This window comes from Aeromicrobium wangtongii, from assembly GCF_024584515.1.
Lineage (GTDB): Bacteria > Actinomycetota > Actinomycetes > Propionibacteriales > Nocardioidaceae > Aeromicrobium > Aeromicrobium wangtongii.
In genome coordinates, this window is record NZ_CP102173.1 from 2736538 (window position 1) to 2754367 (window position 17830).

General features: G+C 72.4%; 12 protein-coding genes. 5 read left to right on the forward strand and 7 right to left on the reverse strand.

The window, feature by feature from the left end; genetic code table 11:
- Window position 1: 1 nt before the first annotated feature.
- The 6 genes from NQV15_RS13455 to NQV15_RS13480 are packed head-to-tail and all read right to left on the reverse strand — an operon-like array spanning window position 2 to window position 9985.
- Window positions 2-3301: a serine hydrolase gene (locus tag NQV15_RS13455; RefSeq protein WP_232401725.1), complete on the reverse strand. Its 3300-nt coding sequence runs from the start codon at window positions 3299-3301 to the stop codon at window positions 2-4.
- Window positions 3298-4044: an ABC transporter ATP-binding protein gene (locus tag NQV15_RS13460; protein ID WP_232401723.1), complete on the reverse strand. Its 747-nt coding sequence runs from the start codon at window positions 4042-4044 to the stop codon at window positions 3298-3300. Before NQV15_RS13460 ends, NQV15_RS13455 begins: the two co-directional genes overlap by 4 nt.
- Window positions 4041-6011 (reverse strand): dipeptide/oligopeptide/nickel ABC transporter permease/ATP-binding protein, encoded by a 1971-nt coding sequence (locus NQV15_RS13465; protein WP_232401713.1) that lies wholly within the window; start codon window positions 6009-6011, stop codon window positions 4041-4043. Before NQV15_RS13465 ends, NQV15_RS13460 begins: the two co-directional genes overlap by 4 nt.
- Before the next feature lie 3 nt (window positions 6012-6014).
- Window positions 6015-7016, reverse strand: coding sequence for an ABC transporter permease (locus NQV15_RS13470; RefSeq protein WP_232401710.1), 1002 nt, complete (start codon window positions 7014-7016; stop codon window positions 6015-6017).
- Window positions 7017-7019: 3 nt separating this feature from the next.
- Window positions 7020-8570 carry an ABC transporter substrate-binding protein gene (locus NQV15_RS13475; protein ID WP_232401709.1) on the reverse strand — a complete coding sequence of 517 codons (1551 nt, stop codon included), beginning with the start codon at window positions 8568-8570 and terminating at the stop codon, window positions 7020-7022.
- 35 nt (window positions 8571-8605) lie between these two features.
- Window positions 8606-9985, reverse strand: a complete 1380-nt coding sequence (locus NQV15_RS13480; protein ID WP_232401706.1) for a serine hydrolase domain-containing protein — start codon at window positions 9983-9985, stop codon at window positions 8606-8608.
- Window positions 9986-10274: 289 nt separating this feature from the next.
- Here NQV15_RS13480 and NQV15_RS13485 point away from each other — a divergent pair, with 289 nt between their 5' ends.
- The 5 genes from NQV15_RS13485 to NQV15_RS13505 all read left to right on the forward strand — a co-directional run bounded on the left by NQV15_RS13485 (window position 10275) and on the right by NQV15_RS13505 (window position 16987).
- Complete coding sequence (locus NQV15_RS13485) at window positions 10275-11522, forward strand: sensor histidine kinase (RefSeq protein WP_232401704.1); 1248 nt, start codon at window positions 10275-10277, stop codon at window positions 11520-11522.
- Entirely contained in the window at window positions 11510-12160 is a 651-nt protein-coding gene (locus NQV15_RS13490) for a response regulator (protein ID WP_232401702.1), read from the forward strand. Before NQV15_RS13485 ends, NQV15_RS13490 begins: the two co-directional genes overlap by 13 nt.
- 97 nt (window positions 12161-12257) lie before the next feature.
- On the forward strand, window positions 12258-13019 hold the full coding sequence (locus tag NQV15_RS13495; RefSeq protein WP_232401700.1) for an ABC transporter ATP-binding protein: 762 nt from the start codon (window positions 12258-12260) through the stop codon (window positions 13017-13019).
- Between the two features lie 3 nt (window positions 13020-13022).
- A complete protein-coding gene (locus NQV15_RS13500; protein ID WP_232401698.1) occupies window positions 13023-15551 on the forward strand; it encodes an FtsX-like permease family protein in 2529 nt (842 codons plus the stop codon).
- 110 nt (window positions 15552-15661) lie between these two features.
- Window positions 15662-16987, forward strand: a complete 1326-nt coding sequence (locus NQV15_RS13505) for an alpha-hydroxy-acid oxidizing protein (protein WP_232401696.1) — start codon at window positions 15662-15664, stop codon at window positions 16985-16987.
- On the opposite strand, the gene NQV15_RS13510 is transcribed toward NQV15_RS13505, so the two are convergent.
- A complete protein-coding gene (locus tag NQV15_RS13510; RefSeq protein ID WP_232401694.1) occupies window positions 16984-17760 on the reverse strand; it encodes a hypothetical protein in 777 nt (258 codons plus the stop codon). The two genes, NQV15_RS13505 and NQV15_RS13510, sit on opposite strands and share 4 nt — an antisense overlap.
- Window positions 17761-17830 lie beyond the last annotated feature (70 nt).

A 17830-nucleotide genomic window follows, 5' to 3' on the forward strand; every position in this document is an offset into this window, starting at 1 on the left:
CTCAGCTCACCCGCGGCGTCGCGCGGACGCCGAAGTGCAGGTAGCGCTCCCCGGTCGGCAGCTCGAAGAACGTCACCGGCGCCCACGTCTCGGCCTCCGGCGGCTTGGTCACGAAGACGTTCTCCGAGAACGGCACCAGCGGGTACTCGTCGACGGGATCGGGCACCATCTCGGCCAGCGGCCCGACCAGCGTCGTGCGGAGCCAGGGCTCGCCATCAGCCACGAAGACCTCCATGATGACCGACGACCGTTCGTAGCGGCCGACGTACGGCGCGATGTCGACGTCCACGGCCGGCTCCGGCGGCGCGATCGGGCGCGGCATCGTGACGCCGGCCAGCTCTGCGACGATCTCGCGGTACAGCGCCTCGTACAGGTCGCGGCTGCTGTCGCTGTTGGTCAACATCGTGACCGCCAGCCCCGCCTCGGGCAGGACCCGGAGGAAGGCGGACTGGCCGATCGTGTTGCCGTCGTGCCCGTACAGGCGCTGGCCGTCCCAGCCGAACCGGATCCAGCCCAGCCCCCACGAGTCACCCAGGGAGTACTTGTCCGGCAGGTCGGCCTGGTGGGCCGACATCGCCGCGGCCGAGGCCTCGCTGAGCAGCCGGGTCCCGTCGGGAGCGACGCCGCCCGCCATGTGCAGCCGCGCGAACGCCAGGACGTCCGGCGCGCTCGCCGCGACCAGGCCGGCGGGGCCGATCGAGCGCGGCAGCTGCCAGATCGGCGCCACCTGGGGGCGGTCGTCGACCGTCAGGTGACCGACCGCGGCGGCGTGCAGCAGCGCGTCCTCGGGGAGCGTGAGGGCGTGCTTCATCTGCAGCGGCGTGAAGATCCGGTCGCGCAGCGCCTGGTCCCACGTCGTGCCGGTGAGCCGCTCGATGACCAGTCCCAGCACGGAGAACCCGGAGTTGCAGTACGACCACGTGGCGCCGAGCGGGTGGTTCTGGGCCTCGCCCTCGAGCAGGGCGACATACTTCTCCAGGCAGTCGTCGCCGCGGCCGGTGTCGGTGAAGACGTCGCCGTCGATGCCGCTGGTGTGGGTCAGCAGGTGGCGCAGCGTGACCTGCTTGGTCACCTCGGGATCGGACAGCGTGAGGTCCGGCAGGATCTCGACGACCGGGGCGTCCAGGTCGGCCAGGCCCTCGTCGACCAGCTGCATCACGACCGTCGCGGTCCACACCTTGGTGATCGAGCCGATCTGGAAGACCGAGTCCGCAGTGACGGGTGCGCCGGTGTCGACGTTGAGCACGCCGTGGGACGCCACGACCATCTCGTCGTCCCCCTGGGCGTCGAGGCGCAGCACGCCGAGCTGCACGCCGGGGACGCCGTAGCGCTCGGCCAGCTGGGACAGGCGGCGCTCCCAGTGCGCGGTGTCGATCCGCGCGCGGCCGGCGCGCAGCGTGTGCTGCTCGACCCAGTCGACGACGCGATGCGCGTAGTCGAGTCGCTGCGACGGCGGTCCGAGCAGGATGAACGCGTGCGATGCCCCGGGGTACAGCACGAGCTCGGTGGGCACCCCGCGCGAGCGCAGCGCGCTGTGCCACTGCTGGGCCTGCCCGACGGGGCAGGTCAGGTCGGCCAGCCCGTGCAGCACCAGGGTCGGGGTCGTCACGTTCGCGACGTTGGTCAGCGGCGACATCGCCGCGTAGTTCGGCGGATCGTCCCAGGGCGCGCCGCCGAGCTCGTAGGTGCTCAGGCAGGTGCCGTCGTCGGCGGTGCCGAACTCGCTGACCAGGTCGCTGACGATGCCGCCCGCGACACCGGCCTTGAACCGGTCGTCGTGGCCGGTGAGCCACCCGGTCATGAAGCCGCCGTAGCTGTAGCCCGTGACGGCCAGCCGGTCCGGATCGGCGACACCCTCCGCCACGAGGGCGTCGATCGGCTGCAGGAAGTCCTGCGCGTCCGCCACTCCCCACGCGCCGTTGACGCCGTCGAAGAAGGCCTCTCCGTACCCGTCGCTGCCGCGCGGGTTGACCAGGAGCACCGCCCAGCCGCGTTCCACGAGCTCCTGGTGGTACGGGTGCATCTCGTCGGCGGCCCCGTTCCACGCATTGTGCGGCCCTCCGTGCACGTCCAGCAGCAACGGCCGCGGCCCCTCGCGCTCGGGGTCGCGCAGCAGCCAGGCCTGCACGTCGGTGCCGTCGGCGATCGAGAACGTCCGCGCCTCGGGACGGAACATCTCGATGCCGGCCAGGGCCGCACCGTGGTCGGTCAGGACCGTCTCCTCCCCGCTGACCAGGTCCAGCGCGACGATCTCGCCGTAGGACGTCGCCGTGGCCAGCGCGACGACGGCGGTGTCGCCGACGACCGACAGGCCGGAGACGACCCGGTCCGCCCCGTCGAGCAGCGCCCGCCCCTCGGGCGCTGCCGGGTCGTCGAGGGTCCAGACATGCGTGCAGCCGCGGTCGCGGATGCAGAACAGCAGCCGTCCGGCTGCATCACGCTGCGGTCGGCCGCCGGGGTACGCCGGCGCACCTGCCATGACGTTGCGGTCCAGGTGGGCCGTGAGGCTGACCGGCTCCCCGCCGGCCAGGGGCACCCGCAGCAGGTGCTGGTGGCCGACTGGGTCACCCGGGTGGCCGACGACCAGCAGGTGCTCGCCGTCGGTGTCGTACGCGACCGTGCCGGCGACTCCGTCGGCCAGCGCCACGGTGTGCGGGACGGCCAGGCGGTCGTCGACGTCGAGCAGCAGCACCCCGGTGCGGAAGGTCAGGTCGCTGTCCTCGCCGATCCTGCGGGTGAAGGCCAGGGTTCGTCCGTCGGGGGCCCACGCGGGCTGGCCGGCGTGCTCGACCCCGTCGGTCACCTGACGGCAGGAGCCGGACACCACGTCGAGCACGTGCAGCTGGTGCCGCACCGCGCCGAACATCCCGGCGCCGTCGGTCTGGTAGTCCAGTCGGGACGCCACGAGTGGGCCGGAGCCGTCGGTCGGGTCGACCGGCGCCGTGAAGGCGAGCCGCTGGCCGTCGGGGCTCCACACCGGTGCACCCGCGCCGGACGACAGGTCGGTGAGCCGACGCGGCTCGCCACCGCCCGGCGTGAGCACGTGGACCTGCCCGGCACGCAGGAACGCCAGCTGCGATCCGTCCGGCGACCAGGCCGGAGCCGTGTCCTCGGGACCTGCGGTCAGTCGCTCGGGCCGTCCGCCGGCGGCCGGGACGAGCCACACCTCGTCGTGGTTGCGGTTGTGCTCGGTGTCGAGGGTGCGCAGGACGTACGCCACCTGGGACCCGTCGGGCGACAGCGCCGGCTGGGACGGCACCGCGATCGCGGTGAGGTCGTCGATGCTCATGCGGCGGGTCATGGGGAACTCCTTCGTCGGGTGCGTCCGGGCACGGCGGCCAGCAGGTCACGCGTGTAGTCGTGGGCCGGGGCCGTGAGCACCTCGGCGGTGGGGCCGTGCTCGACGATCCGGCCGCGGTACATGACGGCGACCTCGGAGGCGACGTAGCGCACCACCGCCAGGTTGTGGGAGATGAACAGGATCGACAGGCCCAGCTCGGCCTGCAGCTCACGGACCAGGTTCAGGACGGTGCCCTGGATCGACACGTCCAGTGCCGAGGTGATCTCGTCGGCGACGACGACCGAGGGCCGGGCCGCGAGCGCCCGGGCCAGCGCGACCCGCTGACGCTGGCCGCCGGACAGCTCGGACGGTCGCGAGTAGGCGCGGGCCGAGCCGATGTGGACCAGGTCGAGCAGCCGGTCGACCTCGCCGCGTCGCTCCCTCCGCGGGACGCCGCGTGGGATCGCCTCGGCGACGCTCTCGCCGATGCTCATGCGGGGATCGAGCGACGAGAACGGATCCTGGAAGATCATCTGCACGGGGCGGTGGCGTCCCTTGGTCGGCACCGGCTCCCCGTCCAGCAGGATCCGTCCGCTCTCCACGGGCGCCAGCCCGACCGCGGCGCGCGCCAGGGTGGACTTGCCCGATCCGGACTCGCCGACCAGGCCCACGACCCGCCCCGCGGGCACCACGAGACTCACCCCGTCGACGGCGGTGTTGCCGCCGTAGCAGACCCGGACGTCCTCGAATCGCAGCTCGCTCACGATGCCTCCGTCCGGGTCGGCTGGAGCGCCAGGTCGACGGGCTCCCTCGCATCCATCGGCTCGCCGGCGTGCCAGCACGCGACCCGGCTGCTGCCGTGGGGCGCGAGCGGAGGGTCCTCGACCACGCAGCGCTCGGTCGCCAGCGGGCAGCGGGCCGCGTAGGCGCATCCCTGCGGGACGTCCGACGGGTCGACGGGACGTCCGGGGATCACCACCAGCGGGACGTCCAGGTCGGTGTCCATCGACGGCACCGCAGCGACCAGCGCCCGCGTGTACGGGTGCTGGGCCGCGGTGGTGAGATCGCCCGCGGCCAGGTCCTCCACGATGCGTCCGGCGTACATGACCAGCACGCGGTCGCACACCTCCGCGACCACCGTGACGTCGTGGCTGATCAGGATCAGCGCGACGCCGTCGTCATCGCGGATCGTCGCCAACAGGTCGAGCACCTGCTGCTGCACCGTGACGTCGAGGGCGGTGGTGGGCTCGTCGGCGATGATGAGCTCGGGACTGCCCATGACGCCCATGCCGATCATGGCGCGCTGGCGCATGCCCCCGGAGAACTCGTGCGGGTACTGGCGAGCGCGCTGCTCCGGATCGGGGATGCGCACGGCGCGGAGCCGGTCGACGGCGCGGGCCATCGCCTGCTTGCGGTCCATGCCGTGGTGCTGGCGCGAGAGCTCCGCGAGCTGGGCGCCGATCCGCCGGGTGGGGTTGAACGAGGTCATGGGGTCCTGGAAGACCATCGCGAGGGACGTCCCCAGGAAGCGGCGCTGGGCCCGGCTGTCGGGGGCGAGCAGGTCCTCGCCGAGGAACCGGATGCGCTCGGCGTCGACCCGGCCCGGGTCGTCGATCAGCCGGGAGATGGCCAGCGCGGCCAGCGACTTGCCGGAGCCGGACTCGCCGACGATGCCGACCGACTCGCCGCGGCGCACCCCGAAGCTGATGCCCCGGACGGGACGCACAGGGCCGCCCTGCGCCGGGAACGTGACCTCGAGGCCACGCACGTCGAGCAGGAGGTCGTCGGCGGATGACGTCCGGGCCGGCTCGGGTCGGTCGGTCAGGCGGCGCAGCGGCGCGGGGACCGGCGTCCGGGAGCGGCCCAGCGGCACCCCCGTCGAGACGCCCGCGACCTTCGCGAGCGACTCGCCGAACAGGTTGAAGCTCAGCCCGGCGATCAGCACCGCGAGCCCGGGGGCCAGGGCGGCGCCGGGATTGACGTACAGCGAGCCGACGCCGTCGAAGAGCAGACGGCCCCAGTCGTACGCGGGGGCCTGCACGCCGAGCCCGAGGAAGGAGAGGCCGGCGAACGACAGCAGCGCACCACCGGCGCCGATCGTCGCGTTGACGATCAAGGGCTCGGCGACATTGGGCAGGATGTGGCGGATCAGCACCCGGAAGCGTCCGACCCCGGCGGTCCGTGCCGCCGCGACGTAGTCGAGCGAGGCGACGCCCGCGACCATCGTCTGCACCAGGCGGGCGAACGCCGGCGCACCGGCCAGACCGATCGCCAGGACCGCACCTGTCGCGCCGATGCCGAACACCACCGCGAAGAACAGCGCCAGCAGCAGCCCCGGGAACGCGACCGCGATGTTGACCGCCGCGACGACCAGCCGGCCGGCGCGGCGGCCCAGCACCAGCGGCGCCGTGCCGAGCACGAGCCCCACCACCACGGCGATCGCCGTCGCACTCAGCGCCAGCTCGATCGACAGCCGGGTCGCGACCAGCGTCCGGAAGAAGATGTCGCGGCCCAGGTTGTCGGTGCCGGCCCAGTGCTCGGCGCTCGGCCCGGCCAGGATGTCGTTGGTGTCGGTCTCGCGGGCGGCATCGCCCCACAGCAGCGGGGCCACCACCGCCAGCACCAGCATCGCCACCGCGAGTGCCGCAGCGGCCAGGCCGAGCGGACTGCGTAGCACCGCGGTGTAGCGGTTGGGGCGGCGCGGGACGGTCGCGGTCGTGTCCTGGCTCATCGGTCACGCCTCCCGGATCATCGATCGGGGGTCGAGCAGCGCCAGGGCGACGTCGACGATCGTGTTGATCAGCAGCACGCCGATGCCGTACATCAAGATGATGCCCTGCACGACCGGGTAGTCCTTGTTGAGGATCGAGGACACGATCGTGCTGCCCAGGCCCGGCCACGCGAACACGTTCTCGACCAGCACGGTGCCGGCGACCATCGCGCTGAGCAGGATGCCCGACAGCGTCAGGGCGGCCGTGAGGGCGTTCGGCAGGGCGTGGGACAGGTACACCCGGGCATTCGGCAGTCGCTTGGCGCGCGCCGTGCGGATGAAGTCCTGCTGCAGGACCGTCACCATCTCGACCCGGATGACCCGCGCCAGGATGGCTGCCGGCCCGATCGCCAGCGAGAGGACCGGCAGCACGTAGGCCGATGGCGATGCGTTGCCCGCGACCGGCAGCACCGCCAGCTGGACACCGAACACGTACACCAGGGCGACGCCGATCATGAAGTCCGGGATCGTGCCCAGCACGACGCTGGTGGTGGTGAAGCCGAGCTCGGTGCGCCGCCCGTGGCCGCGGCGGGTCAGCACCCCGGCACCGATGCCGACGGGGACGGCGATGGCCAGTGCCAGCAGGAACCCGAGCGCCGCCAGCCACAGGGTGGCCGGGAGCCGCTGGGAGATGATGTCGGCGGTGGACAGCTGCGAGATCAACGACGTGCCGAAGTCGCCGGTGAACACGCCCTTCAGGTAGTGCAGGTACTGCTCCCACAACGGGTCGTTGAGCCCCAGCGACTCCCGCTTGCTGGCGACCAGCTCGGGGGTCGCGGTGGAGCCGAGCGCACCACGCACCGGGTCACCGGGGATCAGGTGGATCATCAAGAAGGCCGCGGTCACCAGCACCCACAGCGACACGACCAGTCGGCCGAGACGTCGGACGGCGAACCGGGCCCACGGGTTGGCGGTCCTCGCCACCCGTGGGACCGGTGCGACCACCGGGGTCTGCATCGCGACCATGGGTCAGTTCGCCAGCATCCGGATGCTCGTGGGAACCATCTGGCCGGGGTAGTCGAACTTGGCCTTGGCGCGGTACGCCTTGCCGATCGTGTTGGCGAACGGGATGACGTCGGCCGCCTCGACCAGGGCCGACTCGGCCTCCAGCCACGTGTCACAGCCCTCCTGCCCGTCCATCGCCGCGGCCTTCTTGACGCCGGCCTCGTACGTCGCGTTCTTGATGTTGGCGAAGTTGGTGCCGTCGGGCGCCCCGGGCCCGGACAGGAACGGGACCAGCTGGTCGGGGCTGTTGACGTTGACCGGCAGCCACGCGATGTCCCAGTCCCTCGTGCCGAACACGGTCTCCTGGATCGCGGTGGAGTTCTGGGACTTGGCCTTGACCTTGACGCCGGCGTCCTTCCACTGCTCGACCGCCAGCTCGGCCGCGGCGCTCACGCCGCCGCCGGCGGACGGGCTGTACACGAAGGTGAGCTCGGGCAGGTTGGCCGCCGACAGCACGGCCTTGGCTGCGGCGACGTCCCTCTTGGGCATCGCCCCGGAGACGGAGTCCCCCTGGCAGGCGATCGGGTCGAGCGCCGCGAACGTCGTGGCCGCCTTGCCGCTGCCGGAGGTCAGCACCTTCTGCAGCTCGCCGAAGTCCAGCGCCTGCGTCAGCGCCATCCGCACCTTCGCGTCAGCCGTGGCCCTGCCCTCGGTCTGGTTGTAGAACTGCTCGCCGGACAGCACCGCGGTGTCGTACGTCGAGAGCTTGGCCGCGTCGAGGCGCTTGCGGTCCGACCCGGTCACGACCGCGCCGTTGAGCTCGCCCGACAGCAGCAGGTTGGCCGCGGTCGACTCGTTCTCGATGACCTTGACCACGATGTTGTCGGGCATGCCCTTGGTCGCGGTGGTGGCGCCGTCCGGACCCCACGTGTAGCCGTCGCGGATCTTGTAGGTGAACTGGTTGCCCGAGGCGGCCTTGGTCAGCTCGTACGGCCCCGTGCCGACGGCGGAGCTGGCCAGCAGCTTGCGGTCGGCGAGCCCCTTGGAGCACACGATCGAGATGTTCGCGAGGCCCTGCAGGACGAACGGAGCCGGCTCGGCCAGCGTGATCTCGACGGTCCGGGTCGCGTCATCGGCGGTGGTCTTGGCACCCGCCGGCAGGAACGTGCCGAGCAGCGGGCTCTCGTTCTTCGGGTCGGCGATGAAGTCGTAGTTCGCCGCGACGTCCGATGCCTTGAGCTCGGTGCCGTCGGAGCAGGTGATCTTGTCCTGCAGGGTCGCGGTGACCTTCGTGCCGTCGACCTTCCAGGTCTTGGCGAGGCCCGACTCGAGCGAGCCGTCCTTGAAGTTGATGTTGACCAGCGGGTCGTAGACCAGGTGGCTGATGGAGATCTGCTGGTTCGACACCGACATGGCCGGGTCCAGGGTTCCCGGGTCGGCGTTCAGCGCCATCGTGAACGTGCCGCCGTCGACGATCGTGCCGCCGCCCGACGAGCCGGACGATCCGCCACCGCACGCCGCGAGGACCGAGGCGGTGAGGCACACGCCGGCCGTTGTCGTGATGATCTTTTTCATCGAAGTCCTCATGTCTCGTGGATGTCGCGTGCGGTTCAGGCGCGCCGGATGGCGCGGCCGATGTGAAGGTACTGCGCGTTGCCGTGGCCGTCGTCGCCGAGGAACCAGTGGGGCATGTGCATGCCGTGCTCGCCCTGTACCGGGATCAGCGCATCGTCCCGGAAGAAGACGAGCTCCTGACGCGGCTGGTCCTCCATGTCGGCGAACATGCCCTTGAGGACCGTGTCGATCCACACCCGGCCGTCATCGTCCTGCGACACGATCAGGTCCATCACGTCGGCGGAGTAGGTGCCGACGTACCGACCGGCATCGATGCGCTCCGGCTCGGCCGGCGGCGTGGGCAGCTCGGGCAGCGCGGTGTCGGACAGCTCCTCGACGATGTGCCCGACGATCTCGTGGTACAGCGAGATGACATCGCCGCCGTTGACGAGCAGGGCGACCGCCAGCCCGGCCTCGGGCACCAGGCGCAGGAAACCGTTCTGGCCGATCGTGCTGCCGTCGTGACCGATGATGTCGCCCTCGGCGACGTCGAACCGCTCGAAGCCCAGGCCCCAGGACGAGCCCATGATGCCGGTGTACGGCACCTCGACCGCGTGGGCCTGCATCGCCGCAGGCGTCCCCGGTGCGAGCACCTGGGTTCCGTCGGGGGCCGCGCCGTCCTCCATGTGCATGCGGGCGAAGGCGATCAGGTCACGCGGACGCATCGCCAGCATCGACCCCGCCGGGGCGTTCGAGCGGGCCATCGCCCAGATCGGGGCGGGCACGTAGCCGGAGTCCGGCCCGGTCTGGATGTGTCCGACCGCGGCGCGGAACAGGATCGCCTCGTAGGGGCCGGTGGCCGTGTGGGTCAGGCCGAGCGGTGCGATGACGTGCTCGCGCAGGGCCACGTCATAGGGCTTGTCGCGCAGCACCTCCACCAGGCGCCCCAGCACGCAGTACCCGGCGTTGTTGTACGAGAACTGCTCGCCGGGCTCGAACAGCTGCGGGACGTCGGCCAGCAGCGCCACGTACTTCTCGAGGCAGTCGTCGCCGGTACCGGTGTCGGTGAAGATGTCGCCCTCGAAGCCGGCGGTGTGGTTGAGCAGGTGTCGCGTGGTGATGATCGCGGCCGCGGACTCGTCGGCGATCCGGAACTCCGGCAGATACGTGCGCAGTGGCTCGTCCAGGTCGACGGCCCCCTCGTCGACCAGCTGCATCACGAGGGTGCTCGTCCAGAGCTTCGTGATGGAGCCGATCTGGAAGACCGAGTCGGGGGTGGCCGCCACGTCGGTGGCCTTGCTGAGGACGCCCGCCGCGCCGTCGACGACTGCCCCGTCGTGCAGCACCGCCCAGGCGGCGGCGGGGACGTCGTGCTTCTCGAGGAGCGCCGGGAGCTGCTCGTCGAGCCAGGTCTTCGTGTCGTTGAGGGTGGTCACGCCCTCGACGGTAGAAGTCATCCCCCGTGCTGTGTTCGTCCGCACCGACAAGCCGGGCCGGGCCGAGTCGTCGGTTGCGACAGGACGACCCGTCCCGCGTCCCGATCCACCGCGTGGCCGCGGGAGGGCGGTGGCTCAGCCACGTGTCGTGGACAGCGCCGGTGGCTCACCCACCCGTCGATGCCCACGACAGGTGGCTCACGCACCGACGCAGCGCGGACGGGTGGCTCAGGCACCGCCCCACGCGTCGGGCGGCTGTCCACAGCGACGTGACCGGTACCTTGTGGGCATGACAGCCGACCGCGCACGCCGGGCCGCGCCTGCGTGGCTCGACGGCGTGGGACTCGCGCTGCGTCAGCTGGTCGGCGGGCTCGGTACGGCAGCCCTCGCGTTCCTGGTGCTGATCTGGGTCGTGCTCGTGCTGGCCGCCTGCCTGTTCGGCATCGGCCTGGTGCTGGTGCCCGAGACCGTGCGCGCAGTCGGCGCGGTGGCCGCCCGCGAGCGGGCCCGGCTCGGCCGGTGGGGCCGTCCCGTCCCCGAGGCGCCACCGCTGCCGGAACGCCCGACGCTCGGCTGGGCCGTGCGCGACGCGACGGTGCGGCGCGAGGTGCGCTGGCTGGCGATCCACGGCACGTGGGGGCTGCTGCTCGGCCTGGTCGGCCTCGCCCTGCCCTGGTCCGCGATCAGGGACGTCACGCTACCCCTGTGGTGGTGGCTGGCTCCCAGCGGCGAGGTCAGCGCCGCCCTGTGGTTCTGGCTGGTCCACTCCTGGTCCGATGCGCTGTGGGTGTGCCTGTCGGCGTTCGGCTGGGCGCTCCTGACCATCCTGCTCGCCCCGGGGCTGGCCCGTCTCCAGTCCCGTCCGGGTCGTGCCCTGCTGACTCCCCCTCCCGGCGTCGACCTGTCCCTGCGGATCGCGACCCTGACCGCGACCCGCGCCGCGGCCCTGGACGCCCACGCGACCGAGCTGCGCCGCATCGAGCGATCGCTGCACGACAGCACGCAGAACCCGCTGGTCGCCGCCAACGTCCTGATCGGCGCCGCCCGGCGCAAGCTGGCCACCGATGCCGGTGCCGCCGACGAGCTGCTGGAGCTGGCGCAGACCTCGGTCGAACGGGCACTCGGCGAGCTGCGGGCGACCGTCCGCAGCATCCTGCCCCCGGTGCTGGCCGACCGCGGCCTGGCCGGGGCGATCGCCGGCCTCGCCTCGACCTCCGGCGTGCCGGTCGAGGTGGACGTCACGGCCGACCGGTGTGCGGCGTCAGTCGAGGCCAGCGCGTACTTCATGGTCTCCGAGGCGCTCACCAACATCTCGCGGCACAGCCACGCCGCCCGGGCCCGGGTCACGGTGCGCCGGCACGAGGGCGACCTGGAGGTCGTGGTGACCGATGACGGGGACGGCGGGGCGAACGAGGACGCGGGCTCGGGACTGGCCGGCATCCGCCGCCGGATCGAGGCGCACGACGGATGGTTCGAGGTGTCCAGCCCTCCGGGCGGCCCGACCGTCATGACCGGGAGGATGCCATGCGGATCGTGATCGCCGAGGACGACGCCCTGCTGCGCGAGGGCCTCGCCCTGCTGCTGCGGGCCGAGTCGCTGGACGTCGTCGCCACCGCGTCGAATCCTGCCGATCTGCTGGCCGCGATCGACGAGCACCACCCCGACGTCGCGGTCATCGACGTGCGGATGCCGCCCACCCACACCGACGAGGGCATCGTCGCGGCGGTCGAGGCGCGGCGCCGCCAGCCCGGTCTCGCGATCCTGGTGCTGTCGGCGTATGTCGAGCAGGCCTTCGCCACCGAGCTGCTGACCCACGGCGTCCAGGGCCTCGGATACCTGCTCAAGGAGCGGGTCGGGCGGGTCGAGGAGTTCCTGGAGGCACTGCACCGCGTCGCGGCAGGCGGCACGGCGCTCGACCCGGACGTCGTGGCCCAGCTGCTGTCGCGCCACCAGCGAGATCCCCGCCTGGCCCGCCTGACCGGGCGCGAGGACGAGGTGCTGGCGCTGATGGCCGAAGGGCTGGGCAACATCGCGATCGCGGCCCGGCTGCACGTGACCGAGGGAGCGATCCACAAGCACGTGCGCAACATCTTCGCGAAGCTCGACCTGGCTCCCGACGACGAGGCCGACCGGCGCGTGGCGGCGGTGCTGCGCTACCTCGACGGCGCCGGATGAGCGCCCGCCCGCGGCGCCGGTGGTAGTGCTGGCTGTACCTCGAAGAGGCCCGTTCGCAGGATCGTGACGGGGCCCCCGGGCTCCTAGCGTTGGAGACATGTTCTTCACCTCTGATCCCACCGAGCGTCCGGTCTCCCCGGATGCGCCCGCGATCGCGCTGGACCACGTCAGCCACACGTATGACGGAGGCGTCCTCGCCCTCGACGACGTGTCCCTGACCGTCCAGCGCGGGGAGTTCCTCGCCGTCATGGGCCCCTCGGGCTCCGGCAAGTCGACGCTGATGCACAGCGCAGCAGCCCTCGAGGTCCCCACGTCCGGCACGGTCCGGATCGACGGGCGCGACACCCGCGGCCTGTCCGAGACCAAGCGCACCGAGCTGCGTCGCGACCTGGTCGGCTTCGTGTTCCAGTCCTACAACCTGGTGCCCTCGCTGTCGGTCTCCGACAACATCACGCTGCCGCTGCGGCTGGCCGGGCGTGCGCCGGATGTGGCCTGGATCGCGTCGCTGGTCGACCGTGTCGGCCTCAGCGGCCGGCTCGAGCACCGCCCGGCCGAGCTGTCCGGCGGCCAGCAGCAGCGCGCCGCGATCGCCCGGGCCCTGGTGGCCCGGCCTGCCGTGGTCTTCGCCGACGAGCCCACCGGCGCCCTCGACCTGCGCACCGCGCAGGAGGTCCTGGAGCTGTTCGGCGAGGTCGCCGAGGACCTCGGCCAGACCATCGTCATGGTGACCCACGACCCGGCGGTCGCGGCCCGCGCCGGTACCGCCGTCGTCATGGCGGACGGACGCATCGTCCAGACCGTGCAGCAGCCGACGGCCGCCGACCTGGCCGGCCGACTCGTCGCGATGAGCGGGGTCTGAGCCATGATCACGATCGCCCTGCGGATGGCCCGCCACCGCATCACCTCCCTCATCGCCGTCGCGTGCGCCGTGCTCGGCGGCGCCGCACTCGTCACCGCCACCGGCGTGCTGGCCGAGTCCGGCCTGAGCTCGCACGCCCCCCTCGGACGTCTTGCCGGCGCCGACATCGTTGTCACCGCCCAGCAGAGCGTGCCCGTCCCCGAGGACCTGGATGCGGCGCTGCCGGAGCGCCGGCGCATCGACAGCTCGGTGGCCGACGACCTCGCCGGCGTCCCCGGTGTGCGACGGGCCGTGGCCGATGTGTCCTTCCCGGCGTCCCTGCTCGGCCGCGACGACCGCCCCGTCGACCTCGGCGACCCGGCCGTCGCGGCCCACAACTGGTCGGCGGCCCACCTGCTGGGCGACCGCCGGACCGACGGCCGCGCGCCGACCGGCACCGACGAGATCGCGCTGGGCGCCACCGCCGCGGCCAGGGCCGACGCCGCCGTGGGCGACACCGTGCGCGTCGTCGCGGCCGGTCGCCCGCAGCAGGAGTACCGCGTCTCGGGCGTGCTGCCCGGCGGCGGGGACGAGCTGTACCTCAGTGACTCGGCCGCCGCGACGCTCGTGTCCGACGGGACCGGGCAGGGCTCGCCGCAGGCCGACCTCATCGGCCTGCAGGTCGAGAAGGGATCGACCGGTTCGGTGGCCGCCGCGGTCGAGAAGACGCTGCGGGGCACGGACCTGGTCGTGTCCACCGGAGCGGCCCGCGGCGACACCACCGCCCCCGACGTCACCGCAGCGCGCGGCCTGCTGCTGATCGTCGCCGCCTCGTTCGCGGGGACCGTCGCGATGCTCGTGGCCTTCGTCCTGGCCGGCGCCGTGACGGTGTCCGTCGCCGGGCGTCGCCGCGAGCTGGCGCTGATCCGGTCGATCGGCGGCACCCCGGCGCAGGTGCGCGGGCTCGTCGCGAACGAGACGGCCATCGTCGCAGCGCTCTCCGCGCTGCCGGGCATCGCCCTGGGCTATGCCATCACGGGCCAGCTGGCCGATCTGCTGCGCTCGGTCGGCATCCTGCCCGACAGCCTGCCCCTGACCGTCGGCCCGCTGCCGGGCCTGGCCGCCCTCGTCACGATGGTGGTGGCGGCCTACATCGCCGCCCAGGCCGCGTCCCGCCGGACCTCGCGGATGACGTCGACCCAGGCGATGGTCGAGTCCGCGACCGAGGCCCGCCGCCCGTCGCGGGTGCGCGGCTGGGTCGGCCTGGGCCTGCTGGCCGCCTCGTTCGTGATCTCCGTCGGCCCGCTGGTCATGCCGGACGAGAACGGTGCCGCGGCGACCGCGTCCGTCGGCATCCTGGCGGCGATCGGCCTGGCCGTCTGCGCACCGATGCTGCTGGGCCGCGTGGTCGAGGCCTTCGCCGGCCGGGTCCGGACGGGCGCCTCGGCGCCGACCTGGCTGGCCGTCGCCAACCTGCGGGTGTTCAGCCGCCGCTTCTCGGGGGTCATGGCCGCCTCGGCGATGCTGATGATCTTCACCCTGACCTACGCCTTGTCCCAGACCACACTGATCCGCGCGATGGAGGACACCGCGCGCGACGGGACCATGGCGCAGCTGAGCGTCACCGGCGGCGCGCTGGGCGGTGTCCCCAACGACGTGCTTGCCGACATCCGCGCCGCGGACGGCGTGCAGGCCGCCGCACCCGTGTCGACGACGTCCGTGGCGTGGACCCACCGCACGCTCGGCGATGAGGCGACCGAGCCGGAGTCGGCGATGATCCTGACGCCGCAGGCGTCCAAGGTCCTCGACCTGGACGTCCAGCACGGCAGCCTCCGGGGACTGACCGGCAACACCGTCGCGGTCGGTTCCGACGTGGCGTCCTCGCGCGATGCCGAGGTCGGCAAGGTCGTCCGGATGGCCCTGGGCGACGGGACCGACGTCAAGGCACAGGTGGTCGCCGTCTACGGTCGCCAGCTCGGCTTCGGCTCGATCGTCCTGTCCCGCGACCTGGCGCTGCAGCACACGACGTCCCGTCTCGACCAGGGCATCCTCGTCCGGGCCGACGACATGGACCGGGCCACCCGGTCGCTGGCGGCGCTCACCGCGTCCCACCCCGGCCTCGCCGTGGAGGACGTCGCACACCCGGACGGTCCGTCCGCGACCACGCAGAGCCTGGCGCTCAACGCGGCGACGCTCGTGGTCCTGCTGGGCTACCTGACCCTGACGATCGCCAACCGGATCGTCGCGATGACGACCCAGCGGCGTGGCGAGATCTCCGCGATCCGGTTCGCCGGGGCCACCCGTCGCCAGGTGCTGGCCATGACCCGTCGTGAGGCGTTGATGACGGCCACCGTCGCCAGCGTCGGCGCGCTGGTGGTCGCCGCGGTGCCGCTGCTGTTCCTCAGCATCGGCTTCCTCGAACGCCCGTGGCCGGCCGGACCGGTCTGGCTGCTGCCCGCGACGGTTCTGCTGGTCTTCGCGATCATCCTGGGCTCGGTCGAGCTGCCCACCCGCCACCTGCTGCGCTCGTCCCCTACCCAGACCGGACGATGACCTCGCCCCGAACCGAAATTTGGCGTCTGAGCAACCGTTCCACGACGTGTAACCGTCAAGAACGGTTGCTCAGACGCCAAAATTCGGTCGGGTCAGCCTAGAGTTGGTCCGTGCCAGAACAGTCCTCACCGCCAGCCGAGCCCACAGCGACCGAAGGCCGAGGACGAGCCCGGCAGAGCGCGATCTATCGCGACGGGGTGCTGGGACGGCGGCCATCGGTGCCGACCGACTTCGCGGAGCTCGAGCGCCGGGCGCGCCGCGCCAGCTCCGCCAAGGCCTGGGCCTACGTCGCCGGCGGAGCCGGCGAGGGACAGACGATGCGCAACAACCGGGCCGCCTTCGACCGCTGGTCGATCGTGCCCCGGATGGCGCACGGCGAGGCGGTCCGCGACCTGTCGGTCGACCTGCTCGGCACGCGACTGCCCACCCCGCTGCTGCTGGCGCCGGTCGGCGCCGGCCAGCTCATCGATCCCGACTGCGACCTGCACGTGGCCCGCGCCGCCGAGGCGACCGGTGTGCCGTACATCTTCACCAACCAGGGCGGGACGCCGATGGAGCAGGCCGCTGCGGCGATGCCCGGCGGCCGGCACTGGATGCAGCTGTATTGGAGCACCGACGAAGGGCTCGTCGACAGCCTCATCGGCCGGGCCGAGGCCAGTGGCGCACAGGCGCTGGTCGTCACGCTCGACACGACCCTGCTGGGCTGGCGGCCCCAGGACCTGAACCTCGGCTCGCTGCCGTTCGCCCAGGGCAAGGGCATCGGCCAGTACACGTCCGACCCGCGTTTCCGCGAGATCGTCGCCGAGCGCATCGCGGCGGCCAAGAGCTCCGGGGCCGCCTCGGACGTCAAGATCACCTTGGGCGCCATCCGCTCGCTGCTGACGATGACCCGCGAGCACCCGGGATCGTTCTGGTCCAACCTGCGCTCCCCCGTGCCGCGGGCCTCGGTGGAGACCTTCCTGGACATCTACTCCAACCCGGGGCTGAGCTGGGACCACCTCGAGACGCTGCGCGGCCGCACCCGCCTGCCGATCGTCCTGAAGGGCATCCTGCACCCCGACGACGCCCGACGCGCCCTCGAGCTGGGTGTCGACGCGATCGTCGTGTCCAACCACGGCGGACGCCAGGTGGACCGGTCGATCGCCTCGCTGGACGCGCTGGTCTCGGTGCGGGACGCGATCGGTCCGGAGCCCACGGTGCTGTTCGACAGCGGCATCCGCACCGGGGCGGATGTCTTCATGGCGCTGGCCCTCGGGGCCGATGCCTGCCTGCTGGGCCGCCCCTACATGTACGGCCTCGCCGTGGCCGGCCAGCAGGGCGTCGAGGACGTCATCTCCAACATCATCGCCGAGCTGGACCTCACGATGGCGCTGACCGGCGCCACCCACGCCGGCGCGATCCCGGGGGACCTGGTGGTCGCGAACCCCTCGCGCTAGGCGCGGCGCCTGTTCACGGTCAGCGCTGCTGCGGTGACCGCGAGCACCACGGCCGCGACCACCGCGCCGACGACCACCTCTGTGGTGCCGTCGTCCCGGCCGGTGACGGCGATGCCGATCATTGCCCAGATGCCGGCGGCGGCGTAGGCCAGCAGGCCGCCCGTCCTGACCAGCACAGCCAGCAGGACCACCGCGGCCACCGCCAGCACGACGAGCTGCCACGTCAGCTCCTCGGCCTCGACCGGCCCGGCATCGACCAGGGCGGTGGACGCATTGAGGAAGAACGCGGCGGTGACCCAGCCGGCGTACAGTCCCACGGACGCCTGCGTGAGCACCGCGAGCCAGCCGGGCGTGATCCGCGCACCGGCGACGGTGAGCACTGCGTCGACGCCGGCGACGAGCATCAGGAGCAGAGCGGCCGCGGTGGCCAGGCTGCTGTCGAGCCCGGCCAGCACGATCCACAGCGCCCCGCCGAGGTACAGCACGAGCAGGTCGACCTGCAGGCGGCGCGGCACGCTGCCGGGCCCGCGCACCAGCACGGCGACGGCCTGCACGATCGCGAGGGTGTAGATGACGCCCCAGATCGAGAACGCCCAGCCGACCGGGGTGATGAGCAGCTCCGGTCCTGATCCCTCGCCAGGCGAGCTGCCCGGCCCGTTGGCGGTGATGACGGGAGCGACGACCTCGACGACCGCGGCGGCCAGCACCGCCCAGGCCAGCCACCTCGGAGCGGCGTGCGTACGGGCGGGGCGGGTCTCGTCTCTCGTCTCCATGGGACCGTCTGTACCCCGCGGACGCCCCGTTGAAGCGGGGTGTCCTGCCGCAGGCATCCGAATTGATCTT

Excerpts from the sequence above, each read along its gene's own strand:
- NQV15_RS13455 (WP_232401725.1), bottom strand. The coding sequence starts at position 3,301 with ATGACCCGCCGCATGAGCATCGACGACCTCACCGCGATCGCGGTGCCG.
- NQV15_RS13465 (WP_232401713.1), bottom strand. The coding sequence starts at position 6,011 with ATGAGCCAGGACACGACCGCGACCGTCCCGCGCCGCCCCAACCGCTAC.
- NQV15_RS13470 (WP_232401710.1), bottom strand. The coding sequence starts at position 7,016 with ATGGTCGCGATGCAGACCCCGGTGGTCGCACCGGTCCCACGGGTGGCG.
- NQV15_RS13475 (WP_232401709.1), bottom strand. The coding sequence starts at position 8,570 with ATGAAAAAGATCATCACGACAACGGCCGGCGTGTGCCTCACCGCCTCG.
- NQV15_RS13485 (WP_232401704.1), top strand. The coding sequence starts at position 10,275 with ATGACAGCCGACCGCGCACGCCGGGCCGCGCCTGCGTGGCTCGACGGC.
- NQV15_RS13490 (WP_232401702.1), top strand. The coding sequence starts at position 11,510 with ATGCGGATCGTGATCGCCGAGGACGACGCCCTGCTGCGCGAGGGCCTC.
- NQV15_RS13495 (WP_232401700.1), top strand. The coding sequence starts at position 12,258 with ATGTTCTTCACCTCTGATCCCACCGAGCGTCCGGTCTCCCCGGATGCG.
- NQV15_RS13500 (WP_232401698.1), top strand. The coding sequence starts at position 13,023 with ATGATCACGATCGCCCTGCGGATGGCCCGCCACCGCATCACCTCCCTC.
- NQV15_RS13510 (WP_232401694.1), bottom strand. The coding sequence starts at position 17,760 with ATGGAGACGAGAGACGAGACCCGCCCCGCCCGTACGCACGCCGCTCCG.